13 protein-coding genes are annotated in these 13,239 nt (G+C 68.5%); 8 read left to right on the forward strand and 5 right to left on the reverse strand.

What is annotated here, in order from left to right:
- The first annotated feature begins 28 nt into the window (after nt 1-28).
- Genes ACIQK7_RS05345 through ACIQK7_RS05355 form a run of 3 tightly spaced genes read left to right on the forward strand, consistent with a single transcriptional unit; the run spans nt 29 to nt 2,915 of the window.
- Nucleotides 29-790, forward strand: coding sequence for an ABC transporter ATP-binding protein (locus ACIQK7_RS05345; protein WP_403021994.1), 762 nt, complete (start codon nt 29-31; stop codon nt 788-790).
- Nucleotides 772-2,346, forward strand: coding sequence for a transporter (locus ACIQK7_RS05350; RefSeq protein WP_403021995.1), 1,575 nt, complete (start codon nt 772-774; stop codon nt 2,344-2,346). The genes ACIQK7_RS05345 and ACIQK7_RS05350 overlap by 19 nt, the downstream gene beginning before the upstream one ends.
- Before the next feature lie 44 nt (nt 2,347-2,390).
- Entirely contained in the window at nt 2,391-2,915 is a 525-nt protein-coding gene (locus ACIQK7_RS05355) for a DUF421 domain-containing protein (protein ID WP_403021997.1), read from the forward strand.
- Nucleotides 2,916-2,940: 25 nt separating this feature from the next.
- On the opposite strand, the gene ACIQK7_RS05360 is transcribed toward ACIQK7_RS05355, so the two are convergent.
- Nucleotides 2,941-3,399: a hypothetical protein gene (locus tag ACIQK7_RS05360; protein WP_403021998.1), complete on the reverse strand. Its 459-nt coding sequence runs from the start codon at nt 3,397-3,399 to the stop codon at nt 2,941-2,943.
- Between the two features lie 420 nt (nt 3,400-3,819).
- Nucleotides 3,820-4,884, reverse strand: coding sequence for an SDR family NAD(P)-dependent oxidoreductase (locus tag ACIQK7_RS05365; protein WP_403022000.1), 1,065 nt, complete (start codon nt 4,882-4,884; stop codon nt 3,820-3,822).
- 103 nt (nt 4,885-4,987) lie between these two features.
- Between ACIQK7_RS05365 and ACIQK7_RS05370 the strand changes: the two genes are divergently transcribed.
- Nucleotides 4,988-5,542, forward strand: coding sequence for a TetR/AcrR family transcriptional regulator (locus ACIQK7_RS05370; protein WP_403022002.1), 555 nt, complete (start codon nt 4,988-4,990; stop codon nt 5,540-5,542).
- 116 nt (nt 5,543-5,658) lie between these two features.
- Here the strand turns inward: ACIQK7_RS05370 and ACIQK7_RS05375 are convergent, their stop codons facing one another.
- Nucleotides 5,659-6,456 (reverse strand): IclR family transcriptional regulator, encoded by a 798-nt coding sequence (locus tag ACIQK7_RS05375; protein ID WP_403022004.1) that lies wholly within the window; start codon nt 6,454-6,456, stop codon nt 5,659-5,661.
- An 80-nt stretch (nt 6,457-6,536) separates the two neighbouring features.
- On the opposite strand from ACIQK7_RS05375, the gene ACIQK7_RS05380 reads away from it, so the two are divergent.
- Nucleotides 6,537-8,396: an FAD-dependent monooxygenase gene (locus ACIQK7_RS05380; protein WP_403022006.1), complete on the forward strand. Its 1,860-nt coding sequence runs from the start codon at nt 6,537-6,539 to the stop codon at nt 8,394-8,396.
- Nucleotides 8,397-8,673: 277 nt separating this feature from the next.
- Nucleotides 8,674-8,859, forward strand: a complete 186-nt coding sequence (locus tag ACIQK7_RS05385) for a hypothetical protein (RefSeq protein ID WP_403022008.1) — start codon at nt 8,674-8,676, stop codon at nt 8,857-8,859.
- A gap of 105 nt (nt 8,860-8,964) precedes the next feature.
- Here the strand turns inward: ACIQK7_RS05385 and ACIQK7_RS05390 are convergent, their stop codons facing one another.
- Nucleotides 8,965-10,566 (reverse strand): FAD-binding protein, encoded by a 1,602-nt coding sequence (locus ACIQK7_RS05390; RefSeq protein ID WP_403022010.1) that lies wholly within the window; start codon nt 10,564-10,566, stop codon nt 8,965-8,967.
- A gap of 7 nt (nt 10,567-10,573) precedes the next feature.
- A complete protein-coding gene (locus ACIQK7_RS05395; RefSeq protein WP_403022012.1) occupies nt 10,574-11,401 on the reverse strand; it encodes an SDR family NAD(P)-dependent oxidoreductase in 828 nt (275 codons plus the stop codon).
- Nucleotides 11,402-11,479: 78 nt separating this feature from the next.
- On the opposite strand from ACIQK7_RS05395, the gene ACIQK7_RS05400 reads away from it, so the two are divergent.
- Both ACIQK7_RS05400 and ACIQK7_RS05405 read left to right on the forward strand, forming a co-directional pair.
- The gene (locus tag ACIQK7_RS05400) at nt 11,480-12,070 is read left to right on the forward strand and encodes a TetR family transcriptional regulator (protein ID WP_325209885.1); all 591 of its coding nucleotides are present in this window, start codon (nt 11,480-11,482) and stop codon (nt 12,068-12,070) included.
- A 130-nt stretch (nt 12,071-12,200) separates the two neighbouring features.
- Nucleotides 12,201-13,175, forward strand: a complete 975-nt coding sequence (locus ACIQK7_RS05405) for a bile acid:sodium symporter (RefSeq protein ID WP_403022015.1) — start codon at nt 12,201-12,203, stop codon at nt 13,173-13,175.
- The last annotated feature ends 64 nt before the right edge of the window (nt 13,176-13,239 follow it).

A 13,239-nucleotide genomic window follows, 5' to 3' on the forward strand; every position in this document is an offset into this window, starting at 1 on the left:
CGCCCCGCTGCCCTCTACGCTGAGAGACATGACTTCTTCCGCAGCCCTCGAGATCCGGGGGCTGCGCAAGTCCTTCGGGCAGAACGTCGCGGTCGACGGTGTCGACCTCACGGTGCCGCGCGGCTCCTTCTATGGCCTGGTCGGGCCCAACGGGGCGGGCAAGACGACGACGCTCTCGATGGCGACAGGCCTGCTGCGACCGGATGCCGGCACCATCACGGTGCTCGGCGTCGACGTCTGGCGTGACACCGTCAAGGTCAAGTCGCTCGTGGGCGTGCTGAGTGACGGCGTGGAGCTCTTCGACCGGCTCACCGGCCAGCAGCTGGTGACGTATCACGGCCTGCTCAACGGCATGGACCGCACGACCGTCGCGGAACGCACTAACGACCTGCTCGAGATGCTCGACCTGCAGGGCGCCGGCGGTACCCTCGTGGTCGACTACTCCGCGGGCATGACGAAGAAGATCGCGCTCGCGTGTGCCCTCATCCACGCGCCCCGGCTGCTCGTGCTCGACGAGCCCTTCGAGTCGGTCGACCCGGTCTCGGCGGCGAACATCCGAGACATCCTGCACCAGTTCGTGCGCGGCGGTGGCACCGTCATCGTCTCGAGCCACTCGATGGACCTGGTCGAGCGGATGTGCGACCACGTCGCCGTGATCGGCGCGGGTCGCGTGCTCGCGGCCGGCACGACCGATGAGGTGCGGGCGGGGTCGTCCCTCGAGGATCGCTTCGTCGAGCTCGTCGGTGGGCGACGCCAGCATGAGGGGCCGTCGTGGTTGCACACCTCCTGAGGCTCCGCTTCCGGCTGCTTGCGAACGGGCTCCTGCGGAGTCCGTGGGTGCTCATCTCCGTGATCCTCGGGGCGCTCTGGGGTCTCATGATCCTGGTCGGCGTCGTGATCGGCATGGTCTCGCTGTCGTTCACCGCACCGGATGTCGCGTGGACGGTCGCGGTGCTCGCCGGCTCCGTCACCCTGCTCGGCTGGATCGTGCTGCCGCTCGTGCTCCGCGGCCTCGACCAGTCCCTCAGCGTGAGCAAGCTGCGCAGTTTCCCGATCCCGCCGCAGCGACTCGTGGTGGCCCTCCTGTTCGTTGGACTTCTCGGGATCCCCGGTCTCGTCACCCTCATCGCGGCCCTGTCGACGACGCTCACCTGGCTGCGCGAACCCCTCGCACTCGTTGCCGCACCCTTCGCCGCCGTGCTCGCGGTCGTCACCTGCGTCGCGGCATCCCGCGCTTTCGAATCGGTCGGGGCGGCCCTCGCCGCTGGCCGGCGTTACCGGGAGGTCATGGGGGTGCTCGTCTTCGTGCCGCTCATGTTGATCGGGCCCATCATCGCCTTCGCCGGCACTTCCATCGCCGCCATCTCGGAACAGCTGCCCCGCATCGCGGCCGTGCTCTCGTGGACCCCGCTCGGGGCCGCCTGGTCGATTCCCGGCGACCTCGCCCTCGGTCGTCCCCTCGATGCGCTCGCGAAGCTCGGCATCGCGCTCGCGACCCTGGCCGTGCTCCTGCTGCTCTGGTGGCGCAGTCTCGGCCGGCTGCTCGTTGCGCCGCCCACGGCATCCGGTCGCTCGGGGCGTTCCAAGGGCCTGGGCTTCTTCAACGTGTTCCCGGCGACCCCGACCGGGGCGGTTGCCGCCCGCACGAGCGTCTACTGGATGCGCGACCCCCGCTACGGTGGCTCGCTCATCGTGCTGCCGCTCATCGCGCTGATCGCCGTGTTCCTCGCCTCCACCGGATCGACATGGATGCTCGTGGTGCTCGGCCCCATCGTCGCGGCGACCCTCGCGATCACCCTCTGCGCCGAGGTCTCGTACGACGGCACGGCCTTCGCCGCCCACCTCTCGACGGGCGTGAGCGGCGCCGCGGATCGCGCGGGCCGCGTGATCACCCTCGGCATCCTCGCGGTGCCGCTCGTCGTCGCGGCCACCGCGATCCCGCTCGCGATGCTCGACATGGCGCGCGACATCCCCGCCTTCCTCGGCATCGGCCTCGGCCTGCTGCTGACGGGCTTCGGGGTCTCGAGCGTCGCATCCGCTCGCTTCCTCATGCCCGTGCCCGCGGCGGGCGAGAGTCCTTTCAAGACGCCGCCCGGCACGACCTTCATGGCGCAGCTGTCGATGTTCGTGGCGTGGGCGATCGTGTTCGCGCTCGCGCTGCCGGAGCTTGTCCTGGGCATCATCGCGGCCACGACCGGCAACGCGGTGCTGGGCTTTGTGGCGCTCGCGATCGGTCTCGTGCTGGGCGCGGTGTTCATGCTCGTCGGCATCCGCATGGGCGGGGCCCTGCTCGAGCGCCGCGGCCCGGAACTCCTCGCGAGCCTCAGGAAGGCACGCGGCGCCTGAGCAACGCCACATCGCACCCATGACGCGCGGGTACCCTCTGCCGCATGGACGCCGCTTGGTTTGAGATATTCGTGCCGACCGTACCCGTGTGGGAGCTCGTCATCCGAGGCAGCCTGACCTTCCTTGGCCTGCTCATCCTGTTGCGGCTGGTGGGGCGCCGGGAATCCGGCGGGCTCGGGGTCACAGACCTCCTCGTGGTCGTGCTCCTCGCGGATGCGGCGGGCGCGGGACTGCGCGGTGAGGCGCAGTCCCTCGGCGACAGCGCCGTGATCGTCGGGTCGATCCTCTTCTGGAGCGTCGGAACCGACGCCCTCTCCTACCGCTGGCCCGCGCTCTCACGCATGATCAAGGCACGCCCGCGTGCGCTCATCCGCGACGGGAATCTCGACCGGCGGGTGATGCGGCGCGAGTTCATGACCTTCGACGAACTCATGTCGCAGCTGCGACTGCACGGCGTGACAGACCTGGCGGAGGTTGAGACCGCGTATCTTGAGCCGAACGGCATGGTCAGCATCATCCGACGCGATCATGGCGACATCGAGGAGCCGGCCAAGCCGTCCTACGAATGAGGGCGGGCTCGGCCGGCGTCAGGCGTCAGACGATCTCGTCGACCGAGGCCTGCGTGATCTCCTCGCCGACGATCTCCTGCGTCGACAGCGCGACGGCGGGATCCATGCCGGGAGCGCAGCGGGCAAGCTTCGCGAGGCGCTCCTGCAGCAGCTCGGGCGGCACGGGCGGCGAGTCGACGAGCGCCGTGACGGCGACGTAGGCGCCGCGGGCCGTCTCGAGGTGCTGGTGCAGGGTCTGCGCGATGCGGCCAGCGAGGGGCATCAGGTCGCTCTCCGGCAGGCGCGCCCCGTGCAACAGCACGACGAGGTGGCGAAGCTTCGGGTTTCGGGTCGACAGCGACTCAGCCTTCGCGGTGATGGCCTCGAACTTCTGTCGGGCGGCCTTCTTGCTTTCGACCTCCGTGAGGTCGACGCGGATGAGCGCCCCGCCTCCCGAGATCATCTCCGTGCTGATGCACGGGTCCGCGGTCTTCACCGCGGTCATTGTGGAACCCTGTCTCCACGACATGGATATGCCTTTCTCAACGCCCGTGCAGGCTCGGCGAGCTGCTGCTGGGCTGCGGCGTGCCGTCTGGCTGCGCGCGCGTCACCGGATGGATTCGGATGCTTCGAAGCGTGGGGGCGCGTTCGACGCCCCCATCCGGCCGGGCGGGGAAGCTGAGGAGTTGAGTGGCGATTCGGGTGTTGGCCCTGCGCCGCTGTGTCGGGATCGCATGGGGCCAAGCTCGATCGGGAGGATCGTTGCCATGCAGGTCACCATACTCTTTTGCGGCTGAAACGCGAATGCACCTGTGGAATGGCCCAGACGCGACCAGATGGTTAACCGCGAGTTGCCCACTTCTGTTGCTTCCGGGCATCCGGAAGCGGTCGAAGTGGGCAACTCGGTATCGCGTTGCGAGCTCCGTTACGCGGCCGACCAGCCGCCGTCGCTCGCGAGCACCTGCCCGTTGACGTTCACTCCATCGTCGCTGAGCAGGAAGGTGATGGATGCCGCGAGCTGGTCGCCCTCGGCGGCATCCGGCATGATCGCCATGCCATCGCGCACGCGCTCCTCGCCGAGCTTCGAACCGAAGGTCGCCTCGATGTTGGTGATGACGGGGCCGGGGGCAACGGCGTTGATGCGCAAGCCGCTCGGCCCGTACATGTAGGCGCTCGACTTGGTGAGACCGACGACGGCGTGCTTCGACGCGGTGTAGGCCGCACCGGCGGCGGAACCGCGGAGGGCGGCCTCGGATGCCACATTGACGATCGAGCCCTGCGCGCGCGCAAGCATGCTGGGCACAACGGCGCGCATGAGCTTCATGGTGCCGTCGACGTTGATGCTGAAGACGCGCTTCCAGGTGGCGTCGTCGACCTCGTGCACGGGCGTCATGTTGTCCATGACGCCGGCGACGTTGGCGAGCGCGTCGATTGTGTCGCCCGCCGCCTCGATGATGCGTGCGATTGCGGCATCGTCGGTGATGTCGGCCGTGACGGTGACGATGTCGGCGCCGGGGGTCTCGGCCACGAACTCGTCGAGGCGTTCCTGCGAGATGTCGACCGCGATGACGCGGCCACCCTCGCGGGCGACACGGGATGCCGTCGCGCGCCCGATGCCGGAACCGGCGCCCGTGACGATGACGGTCTTGCCCGTGAAGCGGCCCGTGCTGATGCGCTCGACCCACTCGGGGCGCTCCACCGCAGCCGGCGTCACGCCCTGCTCGGTCGAGGACTCACCCTGCGGGGAAGCGGATGCCGCGGCATCCGTGTTCACGTCGCCCTTCGCCGCCCGCTCGACGAGTTCGTCGAGCAGCTCCTGGCTGAAGCGGCCCTTGCTCAGCTTGACGAGGCGCTTGAGGGCGAGGCGACGCACGGGCTTGAGCACGCCCGCGTCCTGGCCGGCCTGGGTGAGGAGCTCGCGGAAGATCGCGCCGCCGATCGGGTCGTCGAGCCAGGTGCCGACGGAGGAGTCGCCTGTGAGGTGTGCCATGTGTGTCCTTTGCTGTTGGTCTGTAGTGGCGGGTGTGTTGTCTGTGTGCGTCGATCTCGTCAACCGGACAACACTGTCCGGTATTCCTCGTTACGCTAACACCGTGACGGCAAAGGCGAAAGGGAATCGCGGGCCCAGCGCGGGCCCCGAGAACCGCCGCGCCCTCATCGATGCGGCGCGAGAGATCTTCGCGACCGACGGGCTCAACGCCCCGCTCAGCTCGATCGCGCGTCGGGCGGGCGTCGGGCAGGGGAGCCTCTATCGGCACTTTCCCGACCGGCTCGCGCTCGCCGTCGCCGTCTTCGACGACAACATCGTCGACCTCGAGGCCGTCGTCGCCGACCCGGCCACCACACTCGACGACCTGCTCGACCGGGTCATCTCGCAGGCGCTCACCTCCACAACGCTCATCGACATGATGTTCGCCCACCGCGACGACGAGCGTGCGCTCCACCTCCAGGCCCGCGTGCGCGCCCTGCTCGCCGCGATCGTCGAGCGCGAGCAGGATGCCGGTCGCATCCGTGCCGAGGTCGCTGTCGACGACGTGTTGCTCGCGGTGTCGATGCTTGCCGGCCTCCTCGCAGGCACGGAAGCGGATGCTCGTGCCGACGTCGCCCGCCGCGCCTGGGGCATCCTGCACACGGCCTTCGCGCCGTAGCCTGCCCAGGGCTGTATCGAAACTCAGGCGAGCGCTACAGTTCCCGCCCCGCGCGACAGCACTCGCTGTAGCGGCGAGCCAAATTGTGTAGCGCGCCGCCGCCAGCCCTCCCCAGTTCAGCGGGGCACGGACTCGAGCGTGAGGGCGAGCCGCCCCACCTCGGCGGCGCAGGCTTGCGCCCTCGCGATGGCGCTGGGCACGAGCATCCGTTCGAGGCGGCCGATGGGGCAGGCGACCGAGATTGCCGCGAGGGGTGCCCCGCCGGGGGTGAGGATTGCGACACCGATGGCGCCGACCCCGTCTTCGCTCTCTTCGCGATTGACGGCGAAGCCGACCGAGCGCGCCGATCTCAGCTGCCCCATGAGGCGCTCGAAGGCGGCTTCGTCGAGGGCCCGTCCGGACGCCTCCGCGCTCCGGGAACGGTAGAGCGTCCGCACCTTCTCGGCCGGTTCGTGGGCGAGCATCATCTTGCCGCCCGAAGTGCGCAGTGCCGGCACGACACTGCCGGTGCGGTCGCCCACGCGCAGCACCGCCCTCGCCTCGATCGTGTTGAGGAAGCGGATGTCGGTGCCGACCCTGATGAGCAGGTTGACGGTTTCACTCAGCTCGGCACTCAACTGCTCCATGGGTCCCTCGGCGAGGTCGCGCAGCTCGCGGGTCCACGGTGCGGTGATCGCGGGGGCGTCCATCGCCGGTCCCGGCACGTAGCGCCGCTGCTCGTCCTGCGTTGCGAAGCCCCGGTAGACGAGCATGGAGAAGAGCCGGTGTGCGGTGGAGAGCGCGATGTCGAGTTCCGCCGCAGCATCCGTGACGCGAAGGCTGCCGGAGTCGCGCAGGAGCTGCAGGAGCCGAAGCACGTTGTCGACGGATTCGACGACGTAGGCGGGCCGCTCCTGGATGGTGGTTTTCTTCACAGAAGAAGTGTATTGCGGTGAGTTTTCTGCATCCCGAGAGTAGTCGTGGGCCAGCGCCCGCAGACGAAGGATGGGCATCGATGCAGTTCTATTTGAATGGCTATTACGCGGGCGATCCACACGTGCAGCCAGCTCCAGGCGATGCTGCGCGTGACGATGGCGCTGTCGACGTGCTCGTCGTCGGCGGCGGACCGGCGGGGCTCGTGCTCGGGGCGTCGCTCGCCCAGTTCCCCGAGATCACCACGATGCTGATCGACAAACGCCCCGGCCCGCTCGAGCTCGGCCAGGCCGACGGGGTCGCCTGCCGCACGATCGAGATGTTCGAGGCATTCGGTTTCGCGCACCAGGTGCTCGAGGAGTCGTACTGGGTCAACGAGGTCGTCTTCTGGCGACCCGACCCGGCCGATCCCAGCCGCATCGTGCGCAATGGCCGGGTGCGGGATGTCGAAGACGGCCTCTCGGAGATGCCGCACGTCATCCTCAACCAGGCGCGCATCCACGAGTTCCTCACCGACAGCATGGCGAACGGGCCGGCACGCCTCGCGCCGCATTACGGCACCGAACTCGTCAGCCTCGAGCAGGTGCCCGGCGACTCGCACCCCGTGCACGCGACGATTCGGGATGCCGAGGGTGCGACATCCGTTGTTCGCGCCAAGTATGTGGTCGGATGCGACGGCGCGCGCAGCACCGTGCGTCGCTCCTTCGGCGCTGAACTGCGGGGAGACTCCGCGAACCAGGCGTGGGGCGTCATGGACGCGCTGCTGACGACGGACTTTCCCGACATCCGGTTCAAGGCGGTCGTGCAGTCGGCGGAGCACGGCAACATGCTGATCATCCCGCGCGAGGGCGGCTACCTCGTGCGCTTCTACATCGAGCTCGACGAGCTGGCGGAGGGTGAGCGGGCGCGCGACCGCAACATCACGGCCGACGACCTGATCGCGGCAGCGCGTCGCGTGCTCGCGCCGCACGACCTCGACGTCAAGGAAGTCGTGTGGTGGTCGGTCTACGAGATCGGGCAGCGCGTCGCGGAGGCCTTCGACAACTCGGCGCAGACGGGCGGCCTGCCCAACGTGTTCGTGGCGGGCGACGCGTGCCACACGCACAGCCCCAAGGCGGGCCAGGGCATGAACGTGTCGATGCAAGACACCTTCAATCTCGGTTGGAAGCTCGCGGCCGTGCTGCGCGGTCAGGCGCCTGAATCGCTGCTGGGCACCTACGAGGAGGAGCGCCGCGGCGTCGCGCAAGACCTCATCGACTTTGACCGCAAATGGGCCGGCATGATGAGCGCCCAGGCGGGCGCGACAGGGGTCACCCCGGAGGCGCTGCAACAACAGTTCTCTGAGCAGGGTCGCTACACGGCGGGTTTCGGCACCAAGTATGCGCCGTCACTCCTCACGTCGGGTGATGCCCGCGGCCAGCTCGCGACCGGCCTGCCCCTCGGGGAACGCTTCCACTCCTCACCCGTCGTACAGGTGGCCGACGGCAAGCACGTGCAGCTCGGTCATGCCGCGCGCGCGGACGGGCGTTGGCGGCTGTACCTGTTCGGGGATGCCCGCGACATCCGCTCGCCTGAGTCGGCGCTCGCCGCGGCGTGCGGGGTGCTCGCGTCGACGTTGCTGCCCCGGTTCACGCCCGCCGGCGCCGACGTCGATGACGTGTTCGACGTGCGGGGCGTGCTGCAGCAGTCGCACCACGAGGTCGACGTCAGTGACCTGCCCGCGCTGCTCGCTCCGAGCAAGGGTCGCTACGGGCTCACCGACTACGAGAAGGCGTTCACGTCGGTCGTTGGCGGGCCCGACATCTACGACATCCGCGTGATCTCCCGCGACGGATGCATCGTGGTCGTGCGCCCCGACCAGTACGTGGCACACGTGCTGCCGCTTGAGGCGGCGGGTTCTCTCCCCGAGTTCTTCGAAAGGTTCCTGCTGCCGGTGGGGTAGGGCGTCGCGCCGGATGACTGGGTTTCGGGCAGATGAGCATGCCGCGGCACGATCATCTGCCCGAAACCCAGTCATGCGCGGGACCCTGTGGGTTGAACGTGCTCGGGGCACCGAGCCGAGGGCTGAGAAGGGCGCGGGGCACCCGAGTGGGGTGGCGCGCCAACGCAAACTCGGAGTTTTGGCGGACACGCCGTGGGAACGCGGCTCCAGTCCGGCGTGTCGCCGATTCTCCGAGGTTGCGTTGAGGCCGCTGGCCGCGTCGACGACTTTCCGGGCGATGGATGCTGCTCAATCTCGTCGACCACGGCACTCCGCGAGTGGGGATGCTGCGCCGGGCATCGTGGCGCTCGGCTCGGCCGTGCTCACGCTGTTCATCAGCGGACGTCGCACGGATGCCCCGCTCACTGACGCCGAGATCGATGAGGTCGCGGCGGTCGCCGACACGGCGGTGCCCACCGCGTAGGCAGGAGCTGCGGCATCCGTGTCAACAGTGCGGTGGTTTCTCATCAGCGCGCCCGAATATTCGGCCGCGCTGATTGAGAAACACCGCACTGTCGGCGTGGTTGCCTCAGTCGGTGATGACCTTCCCGGTGCTGGCGAGTTCTGCTGCGTGCCTGCCCGCCCGACGGCCGCTGAAGATGCAGTCGGCGAGCGCGAAGCCGCTGATGTAGCTGTTCGAGCACACCCCGACGGCGTTGCGGCCGGCGGCGTACAGCCCTGGAATGAGGCTTCCGTCGGCGCGCTTCACCGTGCCGCTGTCACCGTCGACGACGAGGCCACCGAGCGTCAGGCCGGGGATGGGCGAGAACGGCGAGGCGTCGTCGGAGATGTTAACGCCGTAGAAGGGCGCCTTGGTGACAGGCATGCAGAGTTCGGCTTCCTTGTGGGCGGGGTCGCCCGCTCCTGAGGTGATGCCGGCGTTGTATTCGTCGACGGTGCGACGGAGGCCCGCGGCATCCACCCCCATCTTTGCTGCGAGCGCCTCAAGCGTGCGGGCGCGTTTATGCCCGAGCGTGAAGGTGAAGAGCGCCTGAAGCTTGTGGAAGATCTGGGTCTGCGAAAAGAACTGGCCTCGCGCCTTCTTCCAGTTCGCGGAGTCGTAGACCGCCCAACCTTTGCCGCCGAACTCCCGCATGAGCACGTTGCCGTGGGTGGCGCCGTAGAGGTCTTCGTTCTTGATCCGACGCCCGTCGAGCCCGACCGTGACACCCTCGACGAAGGCGCTGGGCGGTGACAGGAACCGCCACGCCGTCACGTTGCCCATCTTGTCGACGGCACCGCCGGCCGACATACCGAGACGGATGCCACTGCCATCGTCTGCGGGCGTGCCGAGCGGCGAGATCTTGGTGAACTGAGGCGCGTGCTCGGCGATCCACTCCTTGTTGTAGATGAAGCCGCCCGCGGCGAGGATGACGGCGGATGCCCGTGCCGTGCGTTCCTCCGAGCCTTCCCGCCAGATCTTCTCGATCTTGTCGGTGGTGCCCTTCACGAGGTCGGGTGCCCAGTTGCCGATCTTGGCGGTGCGTTTGGTCATCGCGCGGTGCTGTGCGGCTTTCGGATGCTTCTGGTCGAGTACTCGGTAGGTGACGCCCGCGACGGCACCGTTCTCGATGACGAGATCGGTCACCTTCGCGAGGGGCACAAACGTGACGCCCTTGGCTTGAGCGGAGCGGCTGAGGTGTGTCCAGAGGGCCTTGCCTGAGGCGAGTCCCTTGGCGACCGTGCGGTGTCCGCGCGGTGCCGGCTCAGCGGTGAGTCGATAGGGGTGGGCCTTCTCGTTGCCAGAGAAGTAGAGGTAGTGCCGGTCGGTCGGGTAGGAGGTCTTGTAGGGCGCAACGCTCGAGCGGAACTGCGCCCCCTGCTTTTCGAGCCACGGAATCATGGCGGGGCTCTCCTCGCAGAAGCGCCGAAGGGTCGCGTCGTCGACGGCGTCGCCCACCTCTTGTACGAGGTAGTTATAGAGGTTGTCTGGGCTGTCGTTGTAGCCGGCCTCGCGCTGTTGCGCTGTGCCGCCGCCCGCGTAGACGACGCCGCCCGAGAGCGCGCTGGCACCGCCGCCGTAGGCGCGGTCGAGCACGAGCACGCGAGCGCCCCGGTCGGCCGCCTCGATTGCGGCTGCGGCGCCTGCATCGCCGTAGCCGACGACGATCACATCGAACTGTTCAGTCATCGGGGGCTCAGATCGTTTCGCCGGCGTCGGCGAGCAGCACGCTGCCGGTCATGATCATGGAAAGGTCGCTCGCGGCGAAGAGGGCGACACGGGCGATGTCATCCGGAGTTCCCGTGCGGCCGATGAGGCTCTGGTTCATGACATCCATCGGGGGCAGTTCGATGCCGGCCGCTGCGGCCTGCGCCATCATCTCCTGCGCCATGGCGATGTTGCCCTCGGTGGGCACGTAGCTGGGCGCAACCCCGAGCACGCGGATGCCGAGCGGGGCGAAGTCGTTCGCCATCGACTTGGTCATTCCCACGACAGCGTGCTTCGACGCGATGTAGGCGGCCATGCCCGGCCCGGCGACCTGGAAGCCCGCGGTCGACACGATGTTGACGATGACGCCACCCGTGCCGGTCATGCGCTTGGCGGCCTCACGGGAGCCGAGGAACACCCCACGACTGTTGACCGAGAACACCTGCTCCCATACTTCGAGCGGCATCTCGGTCGTGGGCATGGCCGGGAACAGGCCCGCGTTGTTGACCCACACGTTCAGTCCACCCAAGGCGGCGATTGTGTCGTCGGTGCCGGTGATGACGGAGGCCTCGTCCGAGACGTCCATCGCGATGCCGACGGCCTTCACCCCGTACTTGTCGGCCAGCTTCGCAGCGGCCGCGGCGGCGGCATCCGCCTTCAGATCGGCGACGGCCACATTGGCACCGGCTTCAGCGAGACGCTCGGCGATCGCGTAGCCGAGGCCCTGAGCGGCGCCCGTCACGAGGGCGGAGCGGCCCGCGAGCGAGAGAAGTTCGGTGATCGGTCGGTTGGAGACATCGGGGAAGGGAAAGGACATAGCGACCTCCTTGGCGCAGTGAACAGTTATGGCAGGCTATGCCATAAAGGTTGCCGGGACAAGCGTTACCGTGGGGCAATGACGACTCGAACGCCCCGGCGGGGACGCCCACCGCTGGCTGATATCGAGGAACTGCGCGCCCTCGCCCTCACGGAGATCGAGCGCCTCGGCTACGGAGACGTCTCCATGGCGGCGCTCGCCGAGGCCGTCGGGGTGAGCGTTCGCACACTGCACCGTTATTTCCCGGCGAAGGCCGACATCGTCTGGGGTGGCATAGAAAGCTCAATCGAGGCGCTGAAGGAAGCGCTCGACCAGGTTGACGACCACTTCAGCACCATCGACGCGCTCTACTCGGCGGTCCTCGGTGTCTTCGGGCGCGACTCCGGTGATGTCAGCATCCTGCGCGCCCGCCTGCGACTCATCGTGCTCTCCCCTGAGTTGCGCGCGTCGCAGTCCGCCACGTTCGAGGGATGGCGGGAGGCGCTCGTTGACTTCGTCGCGCGCAGGCGGGGGGAGGCCACGCCGAGTCTTGCGGCCTCTGCCGTGGGCGCGGCCGTGCAAACCGCGATCATGGAGGCCCTCTCCTGGTGGGCGGTCGCCGGCGACGATCGCGACGTTGCCGAGTGCCTCGCCGAGGCGCTCGGCGGATTGCGGGAGCTCGGGGCGTAGTCACGCCATGGGCCGCGGCATCCGCTGCGCTAACCGTGCGGTGTTTTCTCATCAGCGCGCCTGAACACTCGGCCGCGCTGATTGAGAAGCGCCGCGCTGTCGGCGTGCGGCTCCGTGGCAGGCTGGCCTCATGACGGGGTGGCTCGACGCGCGACAGGTTCCCCTCTACTTGGGTGCCATGGCGGCGGGGGTCGCGGTCGGGGCGCTGCTCCCCGGCGGCGCGCCGATTCTCGAAGCGGCGACGACCCCCGTGCTCTCGCTGCTGCTGTTTGCCACGTTTCTCGCGGTGCCGCTGGTGGAGATTGCACGCTCGCTCCGTGACATCCGCTTTCTCGGCGTCGTCGTCGGCGTGAACTTCTTGGTCGTGCCGATCGTCGCGTTTGCGCTGTCACGCTTCGTGACGGATGATCGGGGCCTGCTGGTCGGCGTGCTGCTGGTGCTGCTCACCCCCTGCGTCGACTACGTCATCGTCTTCACCGGGCTCGCGGGCGGTGACCGGGCGCGGCTGCTCGCGGCGACCCCGCTGCTGATGCTGCTGCAGTTGCTGCTGCTCCCGGCCTATCTGCTGCTGTTCGCCGGGCCGGACCTCGTGCGGCACATCGACCCTGCGCCGTTCGTGGAAGCGTTCTTGGTGCTAATCGTGCTGCCGCTCGCGGCCGCGGCGCTCGTGCAGGCGGTCGCACGGCGGCACCGGGCCGGGCGGACGGTCGAGGTGTCGATGGCGGCGGCGATGGTGCCGCTCATGATGCTCACCCTCTGCGTCGTGATCGCCTCGCAGGTGGCGGCGCTTGGGCAGGAGGCGGTCACGGCGCTGCGCCTGGTGCCGCTGTATGTCGTGTTCCTCGTGGTGATGATCGTCGTGGGCGTGACGGTGTCTCGGGTCGTGCGACTCGATGCCGCTCGCGCCCGTGCCGCCACCTTCGGCGTGGTCACGCGAAACTCGCTCGTCGTCCTGCCGCTCGCGCTTTCCCTCCCCCCGGCGTTCGCGCTCGCCCCGCTCGCCGTCGTCACGCAAACCCTCGTCGAACTGATCGGGATGGTCGTCATGGTGAGGCTCGTGCCGAAGTTGATCCCCGAGCGCGGGCGCGTGATCGCGCAACGGTAACGAGCGCCACGAACGACGGATGCCCGCCCAGCGACTCGCTGGACGGGCATCCGAATTCCTGCAG

The sequence above is a fragment of the Salinibacterium sp. GXW1014 genome, assembly GCF_044769865.1.
Taxonomy (GTDB): domain Bacteria; phylum Actinomycetota; class Actinomycetes; order Actinomycetales; family Microbacteriaceae; genus Homoserinimonas.